We start from the raw sequence: 18,789 nt of genomic DNA on the forward strand, positions 1-18,789 counted from the left end.
ATAGGTTATTTCGAATAAAGCACTGTGATCTTATACTCTCTTTTGAGAGTGAAAACCTATACCATGTGCCTTGAGAACTTTACCCTGCATTTTTCGGCGATCCAAGACCCTCGCCAGAGTGCGAAAGTCACCTATCCTTTATTTGACATCCTGTTTGCGTCACTGTGCGCCGTGATTGCGGGTGCAGAAGGCTGGAGTGATATTCAGGAATATACCGAAGGGCATCATGATTGGTTCCTGAAACAAGGCATGTTTAAAGACGGTGTCCCTGTTGATGATACGTTTGCCCGCCTTATTTCACGTATTAACCCGGAACAATTTAACCTCTGTTTTATCAACTGGATGCGTGCTGTTCATGAACTCACCCAGGGCGAATTGGTGGCCATTGACGGTAAAATATTGCGGGGCGCTTATTCACCGGAAGAACGCCTTTCCACGCTGCATTTGGCGTATTGAGAACAATCTCCATTGGGTATTGGATGCGACATTTCATGAGGATGATTGTCAGATTTATCGAGCAAATGCGGCAGAAAATATTGCGATCTTGAGGCGAATTGCCTTGAATATGTTGAAACAAGAAGGCAGCAAATTAAGTATAAGAAAAAAACGAATGCGAGCCTGGATGAAAACGCAATTTCTGGAACAAGTACTACAAGCAGGATTTTCTAATCTGAATAATATTAGCAGGCTTTTGAGGTATCCGAGATCCTTATACCATATATGGACGCCCCAGTTGTGCAAGCACTAAGTTATACGGTTTGCGACCATATATCCGGCGTCATAATGGAAAAATTATCCGCGCCATGATGTCATCCGCACCCTGCTTCCTTCTCACTACATCGGTATATCACTACCTTGCATAAGAACAGGCTATTACAGGGACGGTAGCCGTTTTCTCATCAGTGTTTGCAAACTCGATAATGCGTCTATTTTTGTTGCTCAATTAATTAATAGTAAAAGCTTTTTGCATATTAAAATCCACTTCATCCCGCAGAACACACCAGATAATCCGGGTCAGTTTGTTGGCTAAAGCGATCGTGGCTTTCATAAACCCGCATCGGGCAATCAGTTTTCTCAACCATTCTCCCAGACAATCATCACGATTTTGGACAAAGCGCATCACGGCACGAGCACCGTGGATAATTAACGTTCGGAGATGACGGTTTCCATTTTTGCTCAGGGAAGACAGGCGGTTTTTTCCACCTGAACTGTGTTGTCGGGGAACCAGGCCACACCAGGCAGAAAGTTGCCGGCCATTGGCAAATTGGGGCGCACTGACGTCACTCACGAAGGCGGCTGCAATAAGAGGACCGACGCCGGGGATCGTGAGCAGATGGTGTTGACATCCTCCCCGCCCTAAAGGACGGGGATTCCTACAGCGTTCAGACCGAAGCCTGACTCACCTCGGTGGGTTCCTGCTTCAACGGGCGGTCTGACTGCACCATCCCTCCACAGGCAAGCACGGCATGTCCTGCCGCTAAAATATTACGTGCGGCGTTTACATCCGCGTTCGCGGTGTAGCCGCATACCTGACACACGAATTGACTTTGCGTCTGACGGTTTTCTTTCGCCGTATGACCACAGCAGGCACACCGCTGGCTGGTGTATGCCGGAGGTATCGCCACTACCTGACCACCGCGCCAGAGCTGCTTGTACTCAAGCTGACGGCGCATTTCATGCCAGCCTTGATCCCGTATCGAGCGGTTCAAGCCTGATTTGCCTCTGACGTTTCTTCCGTGCTTCTCTGCCGTGCCTTTTGCCGATTTCGACATGTTACTGACCTTCAAGTCTTCAATGACGATCATCGCGGGGTTTTTGCTGATTTCACTGGTGACTTTGTGAAGGTAGTCGCGCCGGATATTGGCAATGTGCGAGTGCAAGCACTGGATTTTCCGTTTTTGTTTCTGCCAGTTTGCGCTGAATTTTACTTTGCGACTCAACTGCCGCTGGAGTGTTGCCAGCTTACGTTGGTTTGCTTTGAAGCTGCTTACTGGCTGATATACCGTGCCATCTGAAAGCGTGGCAAGTTTTGTTACTCCGGCATCCAGTCCGACCATTGATTCTGCATTGTGAGCAGGGTCAGTCACTTCGTATTCAGTCTGGATACTGACGTACCATTTGCCGCATGACTGGCTGACCGTGACGTTTTTCACTTCGCCAATGACTTCACGGCTGTTGCGATAGCGTATCCACCCTAACTTTGGCAACGAGATTCGACTGTTGGGCTGATCGAGCTTCACGCCCTGCGGGTAGCGGAATGAGTCATGTTGACCACGTTTTTTGAAGCGGGGGAATGCAGCCCGCTTCTGGAAGAAATTTTTGTAGCCGCGCTCCAGATCTTTCAGTGACTGCTGCAACGGTTGCGAGGGAGATTCTTTCAGCCATTGTGTTTCAGGTACGGATTTCCACTCAATCAGCCATGAAGCCATTTTGGTGTAGGGGAGATATTTATTCCCTGCTGCAGGGTTCTCATTCTGGAGTGCCAGTGCACGGTTAAAAACGAAGCGACAAGCCCCTGCGAAGCGTCGCATATCGCGCTCCTGCTGACCATTTGGTCTTAACTGGAATTTGAAGGCTTGAAGTCGTATCATGACTATCATTATACTTTGGTCTATGACAAAAGAAACTGATATTCGACGCGGAAGACACGGTGTTTTCCTGATGCACGTCCACTTGGTATTCGTCGCCAAGTATCGACGAAAGATATTCGATCTTGGTGCCATCGAAAAGCTACGCAGCTACTTTAGCAGCGTATGTGCTGATTTTGGTGTTGAACTGGTTGAAATGGACGGCGAATACGACCACGTGCATTTGCTGATCAACTCCCCGCCAAAGCTCGCAGTATCGAATCTGGTCAACAGTCTTAAAGGCGTTTCCAGCAGGCTGCTTCGGCGTGACCGTCCAGATATTGCTCTACGCTATTACTACAAAGGCGTTTTGTGGACACCGAGCTATTTTGCAAGCAGTTGCGGAGGTGCGCCGATCTCGATCATCCGGCAATACATCGAGCAGCAGAAAACACCAGGTTAGTCGTAAAACCCCGCCCTGAAGGACGGGGTTTTACGACTAACCTGATAAATAGAGTGACACCAGGGGTTGCATTTTTAAAACCCGTGATAGCATCTAAATGAACCCTAACGAATAGGGGTGCTGGCGGCGATGCCGACCATTATCCCGGCAATGGAGAAATAGACCATGATGACATTGACTACCGTCTCGAAGAAAACTTCAAATAATTCAGCCCTTGTATTCTGGCGCGTTGGTACAAAACGGAAAGGCATCCTTGATGTCCGTATTGATTTTGACCACGAAGAGGCGGATCTTTTGGCTGAGCTCGTAGCCATTCGCTATCTGGTGCTGGACAAACAGGTTTTTTGCAGAGAGCCAGGTGCTGGTTACAAGCTGGTGGTATCCAAAGGTGCAATCAAGAAGCTGGCGCTGGGAAAATCCACCAAGGCGTTTGCATCCAAGTTTGCGGCTTGTCTCACTGGACGTTTAAGGGGCGCTACTATTGAAGTTTCGCAGAGCATGGAGTTTATGGATGAGCCGGGTGAGGGCAACGTTGAGCTCCTCGATGTGGACAAGCAAACTTATACCCAGACCCATGACGAAATATTGACTCTGGCCATTGGCCCCGTCCTGGTTACTCAACATGCCATCGATCAGTATCAGGCACGGATAACCTCTGGAGACCCCAAAAAACCGTGGGCCTCACTCGTTGGCCGCCTCCAGCATCCAGAGCTACAGGTTCAGCCCTTTGACGAGAAGGTGGCTCGTCATAAAGCCAGAAAGTATGGCCGCGTAGATAACGTGGAAGTCTGGGGCCATAGAGATTCCAAGTTCAAGTACCTGATGGTGATCAACGACGACAACCAAAAACGTGTTCTTGTCACGGTGTTTGAGCGAAATGAGTGACCTGTTTGGTGAGTCTAAACCTGCTTCTCATCTGTTCTGAATACATAACCTCTCCAAATCACGTATTCATACCCTAAGAGGGCAAAAACGCAGTCGTTGATAACGACTCACCTACCTGAAAATGGCTCCAGCGCGGGCATAAAATTAGGTGACGAAACGGAGCATTCTTGGACAGAAAAGATTGCTGCATAAATGCTCCACAGATTTTTATGGTCTCCATTACTAGATGGAAAACGACTCTGGGCAGAAAAAAATCTGAACCAGATTTAACCTGACAGACACCTGTATAAATAACCGGTAACTGTCATATATGGACGTCCCATAATATTCAACTTTTTTAGTGACTCAGTGTATTGCTAATTTCGGTTCACGGTCATATATCCGGCGTCTGGCAATCATTTAAATTTGCGGCGCCATGGTGAAGTCCGAACCTTGCCTCCTCATCAGATCAACGGATTAAAAATCCTCGACAGTCTCAGGTTTTTGCAAGGCCGGATAACCGTTTAGCTCATCAACTGTAGTCAACTCTATTGAAAATGAAACCGGTTTATTTAAGCAAAGGCTTTGCTCATCTGGAACGCATCTTTATTAACCATAATTGACCAGCATATCCTGGCACATTTATTGGCATAAGCGACACACGCCTTATTAAATCCCCGTCGGTTAACCAAAGACTGCATCCAATCACCGAGTGCATCATGCCGTAACGCTCTGCGTTGTATAGCAGCTCTGGCGCCATGAATTAAAATCCCGCGTAGGTACCGATTACCCTTTTTAGTGATTTTGCCTAATTGTGTTTTCCCACCACTGCTGGCCTGTCGAGGAACGAGTCCTAACCAAGCGGCCATTTGCCTGCCGTTATTAAATTGTTTTCCATCACCAATATACGCGACCATTGCGGAGGCAATCAGGGGGCCAATACCGGGAATAGATTGGAGTTGCTGCCACTGAGCCGTTTGCGATGATAGCGACTTGAGGGTTTCTTCTATTTCCTCTGTCTGCTGGATCAGCTTCAGCCATTCTTCATAGAGTTGTTTCAGAACCCTGCGTGCAATCATCGTTAATCCATTATCGGCATCTTCAAGTGCCTCGTACAGTGACTCTCTAAGAGCCGCAGAGCGTTGCGGAAAAATAATGCCATATTCTGCTGCCAGTCCTCTGATTTGATTAGAGAGAGCAACGCGTTTTTGAACTAATGACTGCCGGACATTATGGAGAACACAGAGGTCTTGTTGATACAGATTTTTGACCGGAACAAAATGCATACCCGGCCGATTCGCAGCTTCACATATTGCCAACGCATCATTGGCATCATTTTTATGGTGTTTAACGAAAGCTTTCACATGCTGAGGGGGAATAAGGCAAACTTTAAAACCTAGATTTTCAATCGTTCGTGCCCAATAGTGGGCGGTACTACAAGCCTCCATAGCAATCAAAGTCCCGGATTCCATTTGTCTAACAGCATCCAGTAATCGACTTCGGGTCATTTTTTTATTAAATATAATGTGATTATCGTTAAGCAAACAAAGCTGAAAAACAGATTTAGCGAGATCAATACCGAGAATTTTATGATACATGATGGACGCTCCCATAAAATGAATATGCTTATTTCATTTTGGTACAATTGACGCCATACGGGACGTCCATCTCATCAGGTCAAGTCTGAGCTAGTACACATAAAGACACCTTAATAAAAGTCATTCTATTCCTTTACCAAAATGTCCGAATTTATTAAAGCACAACAGTCTTCCCCTATCCGGTGTTATTTTAATGCCAATCTCCCTGTTAATGATTACTCAAAAAACCTCCTCCTCTTGTTGTGATTTCATAGGCGTCATGCCCGAGCTGGTGGAGGGGCGGCCAGAAAAATGATATTCCGTTCCGCCCGCAACGTAAACAGCATTAACTGGCGTCATATCACGCTAATGTGTTGCCAGCGCCTTATAGAAATTAGGATCTTCCTGTATAACAGCTAACACTTTTGCGGCCAGTCCGGTAGGGTTACGGCGCTTTTGCTCCCAGCTTTTGATGGTATCGAGGCTGGTGCCTAACGCTTCCGCCATCTCTGCCTGTGAAATGTTGAGCTGAGCACGGATCGCCTTCACGTCGGCAACGTCGTACCGAGTAACGCGGGTAGCGGCTTTGTTGCCCTGTTTAATTTCAACGGCTTCTTCTAGGGATGCTTTCAATTCGTCAAAAAAAGTCATATCACACCTCGTCTTTTAGTAATTTTGTGAGTTTTTTCATTTCCGCTTTTTCGGCATCCGTTAAACGATCTTTTTTATTTTTAGGATAAGCCATCACCAGATAGATAATTTCTTCGGTTGCCAGAAAATAAATCACTCTGGCGCTGCCGCTTTTTCCCTGTGAGCCTATAGCCATTCTTATTTTACGCAATCCCCCTGTGCCACGTATTAGATCGCCCTTTTCCGGCGATTCGATCAGCTCTCGCTGAAGTTCTTTAAGCTCTTCATCAGTGGCAATATCTTTGATCTGTCGGGTAAACAAACTGGTTTCAATGAACTCTATTGCATGACTCACGGGTAAATCTCCTTTTCCTAAGAGTACATAGTACGCCTTTTGTGTCGAAATTACCAGCATGATTTATGATTTTTCCATCAGCATGGTGTTGTGTGATACTTCTCATTTCTAGAATTAGAAGCATCAAGAGTTAGTTAAGGAAATCATTTAAATGGCTAGACATATGCGACCCCATATAGGGCGTTACATCTCTGAGGAGATGGCACATTTAAATATGAGTCTAAGAGAACTTGCGCAGGCACTGGATGCCTCCCCCTCAACGATTGAGCGTATAGTGGAAGGTCGCGCAGCGGTCACGCCAGCAATGGCGGTGCGTTTGGCTAATGTGATAGGCAGTACGCCGGAAATGTGGCTGAGGCTTCAGAAAGCGCCCAATAAGTAAGGGATTTTATCAGGCGCGGTTTTCCGACTAACCTGGTGTTTTCTGCTGCTCGATGTATTGCCGGATGATCGAGATCGGCGCACCTCCGCAACTGCTTGCAAAATAGCTCGGTGTCCACAGAACGCCTTTGTAGTAATAGCGTAGAGCAATATCTGGACGGTCACGCCGAAGCAGCCTGCTGGAAACGCCTTTAAGACTGTTGACCAGATTCGATACTGCGAGCTTTGGCGGGGAGTTGATCAGCAAATGCACGTGGTCGTATTCGCCGTCCATTTCAACCAGTTCAACACCAAAATCAGCACATACGCTGCTAAAGTAGCTGCGTAGCTTTTCGATGGCATCAAGATCGAATATCTTTCGTCGATACTTGGCGACGAATACCAAGTGGACGTGCATCAGGAAAACACCGTGTCTTCCGCGTCGACTATCAGTTTCTTTTGTCATAGACCAAAGTATAATGATAGTCATGATACGACTTCAAGCCTTCAAATTCCAGTTAAGACCAAATGGTCAGCAGGAGCGCGATATGCGACGCTTCGCAGGGGCTTGTCGCTTCGTTTTTAACCGTGCACTGGCACTCCAGAATGAGAACCATGCAGCAGGGAATAAATATCTCCCCTACACCAAAATGGCTTCATGGTTGATTGAGTGGAAATCCGTACCTGAAACACAATGGCTGAAAGAATCTCCCTCGCAACCGTTGCAGCAGTCACTGAAAGATCTGGAGCGCGGCTACAAAAATTTCTTCCAGAAGCGTGCTGCATTCCCCCGCTTCAAAAAACGTAGTCAACATGACTCATTCCGCTACCCGCAGGGCGTGAAGCTCGATCAGCCCAACAGTCGAATCTCGTTGCCAAAGTTAGGGTGGATACGCTATCGCAACAGCCGTGAAGTCATTGGCGAAGTGAAAAACGTCACGGTCAGCCAGTCATGCGGCAAATGGTACGTCAGTATCCAGACTGAATACGAAGTGACTGACCCTGCTCACAATGCAGAATCAATGGTCGGACTGGATGCCGGAGTAACAAAACTTGCCACGCTTTCAGATGGCACGGTATATCAGCCAGTAAGCAGCTTCAAAGCAAACCAACGTAAGCTGGCAACACTCCAGCGGCAGTTGAGTCGCAAAGTAAAATTCAGCGCAAACTGGCAGAAACAAAAACGGAAAATCCAGTGCTTGCACTCGCACATTGCCAATATCCGGCGCGACTACCTTCACAAAGTCACCAGTGAAATCAGCAAAAACCCCGCGATGATCGTCATTGAAGACTTGAAGGTCAGTAACATGTCGAAATCGGCAAAAGGCACGGCAGAGAAGCACGGAAGAAACGTCAGAGGCAAATCAGGCTTGAACCGCTCGATACGGGATCAAGGCTGGCATGAAATGCGCCGTCAGCTTGAGTACAAGCAGCTCTGGCGCGGTGGTCAGGTACTGGCGATACCTCCGGCATACACCAGCCAGCGGTGTGCCTGCTGTGGTCATACGGCGAAAGAAAACCGTCAGACGCAAAGTCAATTCGTGTGTCAGGTATGCGGCTACACCGCGAACGCGGATGTAAACGCCGCACGTAATATTTTAGCGGCAGGACATGCCGTGCTTGCCTGTGGAGGGATGGTGCAGTCAGACCGCCCGTTGAAGCAGGAACCCACCGAGGTGAGTCAGGCTTCGGTCTGAACGCTGTAGGAATCCCCGTCCTTTAGGGCGGGGAGGATGTCAACGAATGGAACGTCACGCCAGAAAGCTGGGCGCGAAGCAGCTCTGAGAATATTGAAGGTCGGCTGATTTTTCATTCAGACCAGGGCAGTCAATACCGGAGTAAAAAATTTCGCCGCTTACTCTGGCAAAATAAAATTATCCAAAGCATGAGCCGTAAGGGTAACTGCTAGAGCCCAATAATGCGCACCGCCACAGGCTTCCATGCCAATCAGACAAGGTTCGCGGTTACTGAAGAACGTTAAAAAATCCGGCATCCTCAGTTGCTTATCAATAAGTTCACCGGTGTATTCATCGACAAAATGAATTTGCATCAAATGTTTTGCAATATCGACTCCAAAAGGAGTAGATTTCATGGGGGGATCCTCCAGTCATCAGGGAGCAATAGTCTCCGCTTTTAAGCACTATAAGGCCGTAATCCACATCTCATCTATCAATTCCAGCACAATGCCAAAGGCTAAGTGGTTGGGATGCGTTCATTACATTCTCCAATGTCTGACAGAGTCGCTGGTGTCGTTCAATTCCAATTATGGGACAGTCCCAAAATTTTCATGCAAATAGACGCATTTTTGGGAATACACTTCCGACACTGTTTATATTTTTTTGTTTCTTATCATTATTTGATATTGGTACGTTTAATGCATAAAAAATGAAAACATATACAGAAAGCTATATTCTCATGGACATTAAAAAACAAAAAAAAGTGTCATTCACACTCAAGAAAATGAACCTTATTATCCTGGGCTTGGCACTCATCGCGACAGGTGTGTATTTTTCCTCCGTGATTTCATCACAGCGCTATCAGGTGGACAAAAACAACGTCATCATTTCCACGGTGAACCTTGGTCCGATGGCCGTTGAAGTACGTGGTAATGGTATTCTCGCCCCGAAATACATCCGCTGGATCTCCAGCAGCGTCGATGGCCGCGTTGAACGAGTCCTCGTAAAACCAGGCGCCGTCGTCGCTGCAGGTGATGTGATTGCTGAAATGGTAAATCCTGAGCTGACTCAGAAAACCGAGGAAATTCGCTGGGAACTGGAAGCTGAGCAGGCTAATCTGCAAGCGCTGAAGATGCGTCATATTAACAACTTGCTGGATGCTCAGTCCAAAGTGTCCAAAGCAAAACACAGTTATGACAAAGCCAAACTAAAGTACGAAGCAGAAAAAAACTTGTATAAGAGAGTCAATGGTTTCATACCAAAAATTGATTTTGATAGGTCACGACTCGACGCAGAGGGATCTAAGCAAAGCTGGGACATCGAAAAACAACGCCTGGCTACCCTTAAAACCACTCAGGAGGCCGAGTTTGCCGCCAGTCAGGCGATGCTCAGTAGGCTTAAAAAAGGCCTTGCCCGCTCAGAATATTTGCTCGACTCACTCATGGTCGTCGCCAACCAAAACGGCGTCATCCAGGCGGTTAACATCGAAGTAGGCCAACGCGTTCCTGTTGGGAATAACATTGCTAAACTGGCTCAACAAGGCGATCTCATCGCCGAACTAGATATCCCGGAACGCCAGATTCGCGACGTCGCACTAGGACAAAAAGTCACGATTAACACCCACAACACCACTATCGATGGTGAGGTCACGCGCATCGATCCAGCCGTAATCAATGGCACTGTCCAAGTCGATGTTTCTCTGACAGGGTCTCTCCCACCAGAGGTGCGCCCCGATTTGAGTATCCAGGGCACCATTGAAGTATCGAGCATCAACCAAACCCTGTTCGTCGCCCGTCCAAGTTCCGCGCAAAGTAACGCACCGGGCAGTGTCTTTAAGATCTCACAAGATGGGCTTTCTGCGGTTCGAGTCCCCGTAAACTTTGGCTTAGGGTCCGCGGACAATATTGAGATCAAATCCGGGTTAACCGCCGCAGATCGCATCATTACCTCAAACACTAATGCCTGGTCCCATTTGGATCAGATCAGCATAAACTAAATAACAAAAACACAAGGAACAGTTATGTCCACCATCGTCAAACTGCGCGAAGTGTGTAAAGTCTTTCACACCGATGAAATCGAAACACACGCTCTCCGTGATATCAGCTTGAGTATTAACCAGGGCGAATACGTCTCTATCACTGGGCCTTCCGGCTGTGGTAAGTCGACACTGCTCTCGATCCTCGGTTTATTGGATGTCCCAAGCGACGGTCAGTACCACCTCAATGGCATTGATGTCGGTACTCTAAAATCGAACCGTCTGGCGGAAATTCGCAATCAGGAAATTGGTTTTGTTTTCCAATCATTTAATCTGATAAGTGATTTAACAGTTGAAGAGAACGTGATGCTGCCACTGACCTACCGCAAGAATATCTCTCGTAAACAGGCACAGAGTATGGCGATTGGGGCGCTGGAGAAAGTTGATATGCAGCACAGAGGCAAACACTTCCCGTCCCAACTGTCCGGCGGTCAGCAACAGCGTGTAGCCATTGCACGCGCCATCGTCGGTCAGCCATCACTACTGTTGGCCGATGAACCGACAGGCAACCTGGATTCCAAAAATACCGAAGCGGTTATGGCGCTGTTCGACAAACTGCACGCCGATGGTGTCACCATTTGTATCGTCACCCACGATCCACGCTCGGCCGCCCGCTCTCTGCGCCAAATTGATATCTTTGACGGTACACTGATAGACGATCACTACCTCAATAACAGTGGCCTGGTGGCGTAAGGGGTAACCATGAGTTGGATAATGGATATTAATTATGTCACTCGCGTAATGTTAAAACAACCGGGATTCACGGTCCTCACCTTATTGATCATGGCCTGTGGTCTGGGGTTGAGTATTTACATGTACTCGCTCATCAATACTCTCGCGTTCAAACCGCTACCCTTTAAAGATGGCGAGCGTATGGTCATGATCAGCCCAAGTATCAACGATCTGCGTCTCGGCGATTCATCGCTCAGCTATATTGATTACCAGGCCATCGAATCTTCCAGCCGTACCCTGGAATATATGGGCTACTATTACGGTGACATAGCTAACGTCAGTATTGACGGCAAAGCAATGCGCTATGTTGCCATCCGTGCTCAGTCGGATTTGTTCGAGTTCACCGATACCCAGCCAGAGCAAGGACGAAGCTTCAACCAGTACGACATCGTCGAAGGCGCCAATCCGGTTGTCATCATTGGTCACCAACTGTGGCAGAATGGTCTGGGTGGACGTACCGACATCCTGGGGCAGAAGCTCGATATTAACGGTGTGAGCACTGAAATCATCGGTGTGATGCCGGCGGGCTACGAGTTTCCGATGAATAACCAAGTGTGGTTACCCACTCAGTTGAACGACAGCAAAATTACCCGTGACAATGCGCCTGATGTCTTCATGTTTGCCAAACTAGCCCCGGGTAAGACAGTGGCCGACGCCGACAAGGAACTCAGCAGTATCATGACGTCCCTGGCAACCATGTATCCTACCACCAACACTGGCCGTTCCGCGTTTGCTATCACTTTCATGGACAGTTTCATCGGGGAAGATTCGAAACCGATATTTGTTGTCATGCTGTCTGGAGTGGCGTTTGTTCTGCTCCTGGCCTGCAGCAACGTCGGCAACCTACTACTGGCGCGCGCATCAGAACGCTCGAAGGAAAGCGCGATTCGCATGGCCCATGGCGCACCTACGTTTCGCCTGATCGGCCAAATGATGCTAGAGAGTACCCTGATCTGTCTGTTGGGCGGCATACTCGGCATTCTTCTCGCCGGTTGGGGCTTGTCATTGACCAACCACGTGATCGTCGCAATGGTACCGGATAAACCACCATTCTGGTGGCAACTGGGACTGGACGCTGATGTGCTGGTTAAAGCTATTGGTCTTATCTTGATCGTCAGCCTGTTAACGGGTTCGTTGCCAGCCTGGCGAATGACACAGTGCAACATTACAGAAATCCTGCGAGACGGTACTCGCGGTGCGCAAAGCCGTCGCAGTGGTAAACTCAGCCGCGCATTGGTTGTCTTTGAAGTGCTACTTTCCTGCACCGTGTTGTCGCTCGGTGCCTACCTGACCGCAGTGGTTTATGAAGCGAAACAAATCAACTATGGGATCAATGAGCAAGGCCTTTATACCGCCAAAGTCAGTCTGCCAGACCACTACGATTCGCAGCAGATCAGAAATTTTTATCAAGCCCTACAAAGTGAACTGCAAGCGGTTTCACCCGATCTCAACGTTGGCATCATGACCAAACTGCCTGGTGAGTACACATTGACTAGTAAAGTAGTGCTGGAAGGTCAGACCGCCTTAAACGACGAACAGAACCTTCTGCCTAGAGCCAACACCATCTCTGTGCTGCCCGGAACGCTGGCAATGATGGGCGTGCAACTGCAACAGGGACGTCTGCTCGACAGCAGCGACAACGCCAATACTCGCAATGTGGTCGTCATCACGGACAGCTTCGCACAGCGTTACTGGCCTGGTGAGCGCAATGTTCTGGGTAAAAAACTGCGCCGGGCAGACAGCCTGGAATGGTCGACCGTCGTCGGTGTCGTTTCTCATGTCATTCAAGGACGTCCGTTTGGGCACAGCAAACACATGCCAAGCGTGTACCAGTCGTTGCTACAGCAACCTCAGAGCCAGATCGCCATCGTGACTTACGATCCTATCCGGACTAATACGCGTTTTAATATCGAGCAGGTAGTTGCCAAGCTTGACGCTGGACTCTCGGTCTATCACCCGAAAACCATGACGCAGTTACTGGAGCGCAACACCGCCGGCCTGACCTACATCGCGATCCTGTTTAACTTTTTTGGCTTCGTCGCTATGTTACTCGCCGGTAGTGGTATCTATGGTGTCATGGCCAAAACTATCAGCCAACGTTACCAGGAGCTGGGCATTCGCCGCGCGATGGGTGCGACCGAAGGCGATATTCTTAGGATGCTGATGATTCAGGGGTGGGTACAACTGGCCATTGGCCTGCTACTGTCGGCTCCGATTGTGTTTGCTGCCTATCCTCTGGTCGGCAATATCGTCGGTACTAACGCCATCAACCCAATGGTATTATTCATTCTGATCGCCGCCGGGATTGCACTGATTGTCTCCATCGCGATCTTAATACCAGCCCAGAAAGCCATCAGGCAAAACCCAATGTTTGCCTTGCGTGAACAGTAAAACCTGGCCGGATGCCCCAAGCGTCCGACTTGAACAACGTCAGTGTCCTTAGGTACATAATAAGGCCCTAAGGCCGTATAAAAAGAAGAATCAGGATATGTTAAAGACTACCCATACGATCCTCATTGTTGACGACGACACCAACATTCTGTCCACGCTAAAGTTGATGCTTAAGATACGTCAGTTTGACGTGATCACGGCACAGACACCGGACCAGGCTTTGGAGAGCATCAAACAGTACACTCCGGATATCGCCTTGGTTGACCTCAACTACCAGTTGGATACCACGTCTGGTCAGGAAGGGCTGAACTTGATCGATGCCATCAAGGTGCTCGACAGCGACCTGCCCGTGATTGTTATGACTGGCTGGGGCTCGATTGACATCGCCGTCCTGGCCATGCAAAAAGGCGTGGCAGACTTTATTGAAAAGCCCTGGGATAACGAACGGCTGCTGCAAATGGTGAGCACTCAGCTGAAGCTGCGCGACATCCAGAAAAAGCAACAACATCTGGAGCAGGAGAACCAGTTTCTCAAAGCCCAGGCACGCCAACAGCAACCCGAGTATCTCGTGGCTTATTCTCCTCCGATGCGTGATTTGCTCGATACACTCAAAGTGGTCGCTCAAAGCGATGCCAACATTCTCCTCACCGGCGAAAATGGCACCGGAAAAAGCCTGCTGGCTCAGTACATTCATCAACACTCAGCCCGTCAGGAAGCTCCGTTCGTCGCCGTAGATATGAGCTGTATTCCTGAAAACCTGTTTGAAAGTGAAATGTTTGGTCACGTAAAAGGCGCATTTACCGACGCCAAACAAACGCGTATCGGCCGCTTTGAACTGGCCGATCAGGGCACTCTGTTCCTCGATGAAATCGGCAATACGCCGCTACCACAGCAGGCTAAATTGTTGCGTGCACTCGAATCCAACCAGTTTGAAAAAGTCGGGGGCACCAAAACCCAACACGTCGATGTCCGTGTAATCGCCGCGACCAATGCCGATCTGCCTGAAATGGTTCAGTCACGTACCTTTCGCCTGGATGTCTTTTACCGACTCAATACCTTTGAGTTTCGTGTACCTGCCCTCAAAGAACGCCTGGAGGATATCATTCCCCTGGCCGAACAGTTGATCCAGCGATACAGCGACAAATACCGTAAACCACTAGGCCACCTCTCTGCCGCGACCAGGCAATTACTTCAAGCTTATGATTGGCCTGGCAATGTCAGAGAACTCAGCCACGTGATTGAACGCATGGTGCTTCTAGGCAACGGCGAGTACGACCACACGTTGACCACGCGCGTGTTACCCGAGCTAGCCAACCTTACAACGCCTTGTGATAACCTTGCCCGGTCAATGCCTGTTACAAATGAACTCATCAGCGGAGGCATGTCCCAAACGTTGGAGCAACTTGAGCAAACTATCTTACAGCAGCGCCTCGCACATTGGGATGGTAACGCCAATCTCGCGGCAGAATCATTAGGGCTCAGCCGTAGTGCGTTCTACCGTCGTTTGAACAAATCTAAAGAGTAAGGATACCCATGTTTGATATTTCGCTGCAGAAAAAGCAAGGGTGTTTGCTAATGCTGGCGTCATTGCCCCAGAGCCTGCTGTTACTTGGCCTCATGTATCACGAAGGGATCTCTGGCTACCTGATCGGGGTGGTCGTCTTCGTACTTGCACTGATACTAACTTATTGTTTGGTCAAGGTGATTCAACTGCAAAACTACCGTATTGCCACCATCACCAATCTTGTTGAGTCAATGGTCAATAACGAGTTCAACATCCGCAGCAAAGCAACCAGGCACCATGATCTGATTGAAGAGATGCTTAATCGCCTGTCGATGACGCTTGGTCAGCAACAGCGCGAAATCAAACAGCAACAAGTGTTGATTGGCAAAATCATCAACAACGTCGACATCGCTATCATTGCCTTCGATGAGCAGCACAACCTGTTGTTCATCAATGCCGGCACAGAAAAACTGATGAAACAACCTGCCTCACAGTTGGTCAATCAGTCTGTACAATCACTCAACATCGCCCCCTTTCTCCACACAACCAGCGGCGAAATTATCGAGTGGCGCTTCCCCAATAAACAGGGGAGATTTCAAATCAAGACCGATCACTATTTTGAAGATGGACAAAAAAAGACCCTGTTGTTTATCACCGATGTCAGCGCCATTCTTCGGGAAGAACAGACTCAAGCTTGGGGTAACCTGTTCAGAGTCATGAGTCATGAAATCAACAACACACTTACACCCATCTCGTCATTAAGCCAGATGCTCAAGCAACTGCTACCTAAAGATCAATCACTGAACGAAGTGCATGAGGGGCTTTGCATCATTGAAGAGCGTTCTAAAAGCCTGAAAAGTTTCATCGACAGTTATCGAAAGCTCAACCAACTGCCGCCGCCGTCTAAAAGTCGCGTTCTCTTTCGTGAGCTCCTTGAAGGGATCCTGCCTTTGTTCGACCATCGCACCATCACACTCGATGGGGAGCCAGACCTCACCCTCACATTGGATCCGGTGCAAACTCAACAAATGGTTATCAACATCCTCAAAAACGCCGATGAAGCGATGTTGGACCCGCAGGGACAAATCCACATTTCCTGGCGACAGGAACAGCATCAGTTCTCGCTGGATATTGCTGATCAAGGCACTGGGCTGATGAACAAAAACAACCTCTTTGTTCCTTTCTATACCACCAAACCATCCGGCAGCGGAATAGGACTCATCTTATGCCGAAAAATAGCCGAAAATCATGGAGGTTATTTCACGTTAGAAGACCGAATAGAACAAAAAGGATGTGTCGCAAAATTAATGTTGCCATATGAATAAATAATAAAATGAATAATTACCTATAGAATCATCCAATTGTTCTTTTAATTATTAAGATTTTTAAAAAAATTAAACCAACATAGGTGATACAAATGAAATCTAGGGTTAGTTACAATCTAAATTCCAACACTGTATTTTTGATGGATTTCAAAAAGCCGATATTTAATAAACATATCAAGTTTGAGCCAGGGAAAGATAACAGCATAAACGTCTCATCAAATTTGTTATTGAGTCAAATAATAGAGTTGTATTGTGGTGAATCTAGGGAGGGGTTAGCCATCGAAAAAAATGCCTACGGAAAGCCTTATTTAACCAATCGAGAAAACGTTTGGTTTAATCTGTCGCATTCCGGCTCCGTCATGGCACTACTGTTGTCACGTGCCGGCGACGTCGGTGTGGATATTGAGTGTCGTACCGACCAGAAAGATTACGTGAAAATTGCTCGCCGCTTCTTTCATGCCGAGGAAAAATCATCCCTGAGTAAGCTAGACCCCCACAGTGCTCAACGTCGCTCGCATATGCTTTGGTGCCTAAAGGAAGCATACATTAAGGCCATCGGTAAAGGACTGGCACAACCTTTGAATAGTTTTCGATTCGAGATCTCACGCCATCACGTTGATTTATATGAGCCTGCACAACTTCATATCAGTCAGCGTTGGCAGTGCCAGTATCACGAATTAGACAACCACTACGGACTATCCGTGTGCATTCCTCAGGGAACATCATTACTACTTTCCATACGATGTGCTCGAGTCCTCCACCCATTGCAAGGTGAAACCCGAAGTGGGCGATCTGATCATTTTCAACACACAGAACTTCCATGAAATCATGGGACACGGTCAGGGTTGTCGTATTTCACAGACCTCCTTTATAGGGCTGGACGACGACGGCTGTCTTAGACTTTGGTCATAAAGTGATGTCAATTCTTCTCTTAGTATGGTGTTCATAAGTGAGCAGGCTCTGTTGCAAATAACTCTCTGCCGCTAGAGAACCACGCCGTTGGCGGGTCTGGTAAACCCGCGTTACGATCATCGCGTACATACGTCCAGATACGCCCGGTTTTCGTCTTCTTTCTGCCCGGTGCCGGCACCGGGGTATGAAGTGATGTGATGGACGTCCCCTTTTTCAGCGGCAAACAGCGTCATATTTCTTTCCGATGCACTGAAGGTTCAGCCAGCTCGAACCGAAAAATCTCACGGCAAAAATTGTTTGATACAATACGCACTTTTTCGTCAGGAATCCTCATTGCTATAGAAGCCTGTGCCACTTCTCACTATTAGGGTACCCGCCTGGCCGAACAGAGCTGTTACCATACAGTAGCAATACCTTCCAATCCTGATTAATCTCCGCACAAACTGACGACGTTTTGCAAGGTGAGTTTACCGGAGGTTTACATTCTTCACTGATGTCTTATGGATTGTCCGCTAATCTGCTCAAATATAAATGCCCACAGATTTTTATTGTCTTCTATGAAACTCTGGCGATTTCACCCTAATATTTTCAAATAAATACAATAAATTCATTTTGTTATATGGTGAAATTGTATGGCAAATTATTCGTTTGAGTTGAAGTGTTTTCGCATTAACACCTGAACCATTTTTTCCAGTTCTTCCTCGAATTCTTTTGGTACTTGTAGTTCGCACTGGCCAAGGCACCGTCAGCTGACGTGGAAGGTACTCAATGGATCAGTTTGGGGAATGTTATAAACCTCCCATTATTTCCTGCGGTTCTATGTCCTTGGATTGTAGGAAAGTGTTTTTCCTCTGATTCTCCTATCTATTTAGGGGATGTGAATTAATACTGAAAGATGAAAATTTTCGGTCACACTTCCACCTCTGATAGTTAGATCTCCTATCTAAAAAGGATAGAAAGAACATTATTCATGCTGAACTGATTTTGCGATCCGGCACTGCACCACCGGGGCAGACTGATCTGCATAAAGATGAAGCTCAAAATGTACTTGCCTGTGCTGTCTTTATGCACAAGCTGGATGAAATCAGGGACAAGATCAGAGTTCCGTACCAGTAGGCTGACGGTTCTCACTGCTGCGATCACACCGTAGAGTACGGTATACATGGAAAGAGCTATCGATTCTCTGAACCACAAAGGTATTGAAAGTTATCCTATCTTTCTCCGTTAGATTGGGCCTGACAGACGATTATATCTGACGAAGCTATAACAAACTTAACGTAGAATAAGTTCTGTTTGCCAAGTTGATCTCATTGAAGACGACAGGATATTTTGAAAGTTATTGCCTTACTACGCTTCTTACTTGAATTCAATTGATGACTATATAGATTAAACTCAAAT

Annotated in this window: 15 protein-coding genes and 6 pseudogenes; 13 read left to right on the forward strand and 8 right to left on the reverse strand. The window is 47.6% G+C overall.

Annotated features, from left to right (window positions below; translation table 11 throughout):
• Window positions 1–63: 63 nt before the first annotated feature.
• A pseudogene (locus tag WDV74_RS17450) lies at window positions 64–673 on the forward strand (ISAs1 family transposase); the annotation flags it as partial.
• 270 nt (window positions 674–943) lie between these two features.
• On the opposite strand, the pseudogene WDV74_RS17455 reads toward WDV74_RS17450, so the two are convergent.
• Both WDV74_RS17455 and WDV74_RS17460 read right to left on the reverse strand, forming a co-directional pair.
• Window positions 944–1,333 (reverse strand): annotated as a pseudogene (locus WDV74_RS17455) (transposase); the annotation flags it as partial.
• Between the two features lie 49 nt (window positions 1,334–1,382).
• Window positions 1,383–2,591, reverse strand: a complete 1,209-nt coding sequence (locus WDV74_RS17460) for a transposase (protein ID WP_338885664.1) — start codon at window positions 2,589–2,591, stop codon at window positions 1,383–1,385.
• A gap of 22 nt (window positions 2,592–2,613) precedes the next feature.
• On the opposite strand from WDV74_RS17460, the gene tnpA (WDV74_RS17465) reads away from it, so the two are divergent.
• Entirely contained in the window at window positions 2,614–3,030 is a 417-nt protein-coding gene (tnpA, locus tag WDV74_RS17465; protein WP_338885843.1) for an IS200/IS605 family transposase, read from the forward strand.
• 165 nt (window positions 3,031–3,195) lie between these two features.
• Window positions 3,196–3,915: a hypothetical protein gene (locus tag WDV74_RS17470; protein ID WP_338885665.1), complete on the forward strand. Its 720-nt coding sequence runs from the start codon at window positions 3,196–3,198 to the stop codon at window positions 3,913–3,915.
• A 551-nt stretch (window positions 3,916–4,466) separates the two neighbouring features.
• On the opposite strand, the gene WDV74_RS17475 is transcribed toward WDV74_RS17470, so the two are convergent.
• The 3 genes from WDV74_RS17475 to WDV74_RS17485 all read right to left on the reverse strand — a co-directional run bounded on the left by WDV74_RS17475 (window position 4,467) and on the right by WDV74_RS17485 (window position 6,456).
• Window positions 4,467–5,492, reverse strand: a complete 1,026-nt coding sequence (locus tag WDV74_RS17475; RefSeq protein WP_338885175.1) for an IS110 family transposase — start codon at window positions 5,490–5,492, stop codon at window positions 4,467–4,469.
• 345 nt (window positions 5,493–5,837) lie between these two features.
• Window positions 5,838–6,122, reverse strand: coding sequence for a NadS family protein (gene nadS / locus WDV74_RS17480; protein ID WP_338885666.1), 285 nt, complete (start codon window positions 6,120–6,122; stop codon window positions 5,838–5,840).
• Window position 6,123: 1 nt separating this feature from the next.
• Window positions 6,124–6,456: a type II toxin-antitoxin system RelE/ParE family toxin gene (locus tag WDV74_RS17485; RefSeq protein ID WP_338885667.1), complete on the reverse strand. Its 333-nt coding sequence runs from the start codon at window positions 6,454–6,456 to the stop codon at window positions 6,124–6,126.
• Window positions 6,457–6,607: 151 nt separating this feature from the next.
• Here WDV74_RS17485 and WDV74_RS17490 point away from each other — a divergent pair, with 151 nt between their 5' ends.
• Window positions 6,608–6,838 carry a HigA family addiction module antitoxin gene (locus tag WDV74_RS17490; protein WP_338885668.1) on the forward strand — a complete coding sequence of 77 codons (231 nt, stop codon included), beginning with the start codon at window positions 6,608–6,610 and terminating at the stop codon, window positions 6,836–6,838.
• A gap of 27 nt (window positions 6,839–6,865) precedes the next feature.
• Here WDV74_RS17490 and tnpA (WDV74_RS17495) read toward each other — a convergent pair whose 3' ends face one another.
• A complete protein-coding gene (gene tnpA, locus WDV74_RS17495) occupies window positions 6,866–7,282 on the reverse strand; it encodes an IS200/IS605 family transposase (protein ID WP_338885602.1) in 417 nt (138 codons plus the stop codon).
• A 22-nt stretch (window positions 7,283–7,304) separates the two neighbouring features.
• Between tnpA (WDV74_RS17495) and WDV74_RS17500 the strand changes: the two genes are divergently transcribed.
• Both WDV74_RS17500 and WDV74_RS17505 read left to right on the forward strand, forming a co-directional pair.
• Complete coding sequence (locus tag WDV74_RS17500; RefSeq protein ID WP_338885669.1) at window positions 7,305–8,513, forward strand: transposase; 1,209 nt, start codon at window positions 7,305–7,307, stop codon at window positions 8,511–8,513.
• A 98-nt stretch (window positions 8,514–8,611) separates the two neighbouring features.
• Window positions 8,612–8,722 (forward strand): annotated as a pseudogene (locus tag WDV74_RS17505) (DDE-type integrase/transposase/recombinase); the annotation flags it as partial.
• 3 nt (window positions 8,723–8,725) lie between these two features.
• Here the strand turns inward: WDV74_RS17505 and WDV74_RS17510 are convergent.
• Window positions 8,726–8,908, reverse strand: a pseudogene (locus tag WDV74_RS17510) (IS110 family transposase); the annotation flags it as partial.
• A gap of 293 nt (window positions 8,909–9,201) precedes the next feature.
• Between WDV74_RS17510 and WDV74_RS17515 the strand changes: the two are divergent.
• The 6 genes from WDV74_RS17515 (at window position 9,202) to WDV74_RS17540 (ending at window position 17,303) form a co-directional block, all read left to right on the forward strand.
• On the forward strand, window positions 9,202–10,488 hold the full coding sequence (locus WDV74_RS17515) for an HlyD family efflux transporter periplasmic adaptor subunit (protein ID WP_338885670.1): 1,287 nt from the start codon (window positions 9,202–9,204) through the stop codon (window positions 10,486–10,488).
• A gap of 24 nt (window positions 10,489–10,512) precedes the next feature.
• Window positions 10,513–11,220 (forward strand): ABC transporter ATP-binding protein, encoded by a 708-nt coding sequence (locus WDV74_RS17520; protein ID WP_338885671.1) that lies wholly within the window; start codon window positions 10,513–10,515, stop codon window positions 11,218–11,220.
• A 9-nt stretch (window positions 11,221–11,229) separates the two neighbouring features.
• Window positions 11,230–13,650 carry an ABC transporter permease gene (locus WDV74_RS17525; RefSeq protein ID WP_338885672.1) on the forward strand — a complete coding sequence of 807 codons (2,421 nt, stop codon included), beginning with the start codon at window positions 11,230–11,232 and terminating at the stop codon, window positions 13,648–13,650.
• A gap of 97 nt (window positions 13,651–13,747) precedes the next feature.
• Window positions 13,748–15,175 carry a sigma-54 dependent transcriptional regulator gene (locus WDV74_RS17530; RefSeq protein ID WP_338885673.1) on the forward strand — a complete coding sequence of 476 codons (1,428 nt, stop codon included), beginning with the start codon at window positions 13,748–13,750 and terminating at the stop codon, window positions 15,173–15,175.
• Window positions 15,176–15,183: 8 nt separating this feature from the next.
• Entirely contained in the window at window positions 15,184–16,479 is a 1,296-nt protein-coding gene (locus WDV74_RS17535) for an ATP-binding protein (protein ID WP_338885674.1), read from the forward strand.
• A 92-nt stretch (window positions 16,480–16,571) separates the two neighbouring features.
• The gene (locus WDV74_RS17540) at window positions 16,572–17,303 is read left to right on the forward strand and encodes a 4'-phosphopantetheinyl transferase superfamily protein (protein WP_338885675.1); all 732 of its coding nucleotides are present in this window, start codon (window positions 16,572–16,574) and stop codon (window positions 17,301–17,303) included.
• Between the two features lie 161 nt (window positions 17,304–17,464).
• On the opposite strand, the pseudogene WDV74_RS17545 reads toward WDV74_RS17540, so the two are convergent.
• Window positions 17,465–17,575 (reverse strand): annotated as a pseudogene (locus WDV74_RS17545) (hypothetical protein); the annotation flags it as partial.
• Window positions 17,576–18,334: 759 nt separating this feature from the next.
• Here WDV74_RS17545 and WDV74_RS17550 point away from each other — a divergent pair.
• Window positions 18,335–18,624 (forward strand): annotated as a pseudogene (locus tag WDV74_RS17550) (Tn3 family transposase); the annotation flags it as partial.
• Window positions 18,625–18,789: the final 165 nt, after the last annotated feature.

It is taken from the genome of Xenorhabdus sp. TH1, assembly GCF_037260955.1.
GTDB classification, from domain to species: domain Bacteria; phylum Pseudomonadota; class Gammaproteobacteria; order Enterobacterales; family Enterobacteriaceae; genus Xenorhabdus; species Xenorhabdus griffiniae.

Excerpts from the sequence above, each read along its gene's own strand:
- WDV74_RS17460 (WP_338885664.1), bottom strand. The coding sequence starts at position 2,591 with ATGATACGACTTCAAGCCTTCAAATTCCAGTTAAGACCAAATGGTCAG.
- tnpA (WP_338885843.1), top strand. The coding sequence starts at position 2,614 with ATGACAAAAGAAACTGATATTCGACGCGGAAGACACGGTGTTTTCCTG.
- WDV74_RS17470 (WP_338885665.1), top strand. The coding sequence starts at position 3,196 with ATGATGACATTGACTACCGTCTCGAAGAAAACTTCAAATAATTCAGCC.
- WDV74_RS17475 (WP_338885175.1), bottom strand. The coding sequence starts at position 5,492 with ATGTATCATAAAATTCTCGGTATTGATCTCGCTAAATCTGTTTTTCAG.
- nadS (WP_338885666.1), bottom strand. The coding sequence starts at position 6,122 with ATGACTTTTTTTGACGAATTGAAAGCATCCCTAGAAGAAGCCGTTGAA.
- WDV74_RS17490 (WP_338885668.1), top strand. The coding sequence starts at position 6,608 with ATGGCTAGACATATGCGACCCCATATAGGGCGTTACATCTCTGAGGAG.
- tnpA (WP_338885602.1), bottom strand. The coding sequence starts at position 7,282 with ATGACAAAAGAAACTGATAGTCGACGCGGAAGACACGGTGTTTTCCTG.
- WDV74_RS17500 (WP_338885669.1), top strand. The coding sequence starts at position 7,305 with ATGATACGACTTCAAGCCTTCAAATTCCAGTTAAGACCAAATGGTCAG.
- WDV74_RS17515 (WP_338885670.1), top strand. The coding sequence starts at position 9,202 with ATGAAAACATATACAGAAAGCTATATTCTCATGGACATTAAAAAACAA.
- WDV74_RS17520 (WP_338885671.1), top strand. The coding sequence starts at position 10,513 with ATGTCCACCATCGTCAAACTGCGCGAAGTGTGTAAAGTCTTTCACACC.
- WDV74_RS17525 (WP_338885672.1), top strand. The coding sequence starts at position 11,230 with ATGAGTTGGATAATGGATATTAATTATGTCACTCGCGTAATGTTAAAA.
- WDV74_RS17530 (WP_338885673.1), top strand. The coding sequence starts at position 13,748 with ATGTTAAAGACTACCCATACGATCCTCATTGTTGACGACGACACCAAC.
- WDV74_RS17535 (WP_338885674.1), top strand. The coding sequence starts at position 15,184 with ATGTTTGATATTTCGCTGCAGAAAAAGCAAGGGTGTTTGCTAATGCTG.
- WDV74_RS17540 (WP_338885675.1), top strand. The coding sequence starts at position 16,572 with ATGAAATCTAGGGTTAGTTACAATCTAAATTCCAACACTGTATTTTTG.